1 protein-coding gene is annotated in these 1,126 nt (G+C 42.6%); it reads right to left on the bottom strand.

What is annotated here, in order from left to right; genetic code table 11:
- Window positions 1-11: 11 nt before the first annotated feature.
- A complete protein-coding gene (locus HF569_RS12130; protein ID WP_168902618.1) occupies window positions 12-1,010 on the bottom strand; it encodes an IS30 family transposase in 999 nt (332 codons plus the stop codon).
- Window positions 1,011-1,126 lie beyond the last annotated feature (116 nt).

Genomic DNA, 1,126 nt, shown 5'->3' with positions numbered 1-1,126 from the left:
ATGACGAATTGTCAAATCAAGTGTAACGATTGCCCAAAGAAGACTTCTGCTGGAGACTTCCAGCCTAAGACCTTGCGTGGTCGATTGTTTAGGTCTTGGACGAACTTGGCGATAACTATATCGCTAAGTTCGTCCAAGTCTGTGTTCCTGGGAAAATACTCACGTATTAAGCCATTAGTGTTCTCGTTGGTTCCTCGTTGCTGTGGTGAATGAGGATCTGGAAAGTAGACCGGGATATCAAGTTCATTTATCAATTCATGATATTTCGCAAACTCAGTTCCCCGATCGGGTGTAAGGGTCTTGATTCGCTTTGGAGTTACTTCTGCTAGAAGATTAAGAATAGCTTGATAAACAAGGCGTGAATTAACCTTGGAAACACGTTGAGACAAAAGGAATCTAGACTTGCGGTCTACTAAGGTTACTAACGCGGAATGGCCCGTTTTCCCACGAACAGTATCTCCTTCCCAGTGCCCAAAACGACTACGATTCTCAGCTGATAATGGTCGGTCGTGGATTGAAGCGGCGTCGTTAAAACGTCCGCGACGTTCATTGATCGTTCCTTTAACCTTACGTGTTTTCCCACGATGCCGTAGCTTACGCGCGATTCCACGTGCTCCATGACTCTTGAGTGGGACACCAAGATTATCACGTTCAATCCCACGATAAATCGTGTTATAGCTGATAACCCATTTACTGTTCTCATGAGATAATCGGCCTGAAATTTGTTCAGGTGACCAATGATAATTGATAATGCATTTTATAACGAATTCCCTTATTCCTGGATCACTTAAAATTCTTGGACGGCGACTATTGATTCGCCGCTGTTGATAGGCTTTCTGCGCTTGTACCGCTGAATAATTTTCACGTCCGCCATTGCGTTGGACTTCTCTTGAAATAGTAGCTTTAGAGCACCCAATCTCGGTTGATATTTCTTGATAAGATTGCTTCAATTTCAGTCCAACAAGTATGATTTCACGATCTTTTAAGGTAAGATGGTTATATAGGCTCATAGTCTGAGTCCCCCTTGTAAGTGGTGTTGTGGTGATTCCATTTTACAAGGACTCAGACTATGAGTCTTCTTTTATACTTTCTGACTACTGTTGCACTTCAATTGTAAATTCGTCAT

The organism is Levilactobacillus tujiorum (assembly GCF_012641185.1).
GTDB lineage: Bacteria > Bacillota > Bacilli > Lactobacillales > Lactobacillaceae > Levilactobacillus > Levilactobacillus tujiorum.
Note: the sequence above shows the minus strand (reverse complement) of the source record. Positions and strands in the feature narration are given on the sequence as shown.

Bases quoted from the DNA above. Each gene is read 5' to 3' on its own strand.
- HF569_RS12130 (WP_168902618.1), bottom strand. From the start codon at position 1,010: ATGAGCCTATATAACCATCTTACCTTAAAAGATCGTGAAATCATACTT.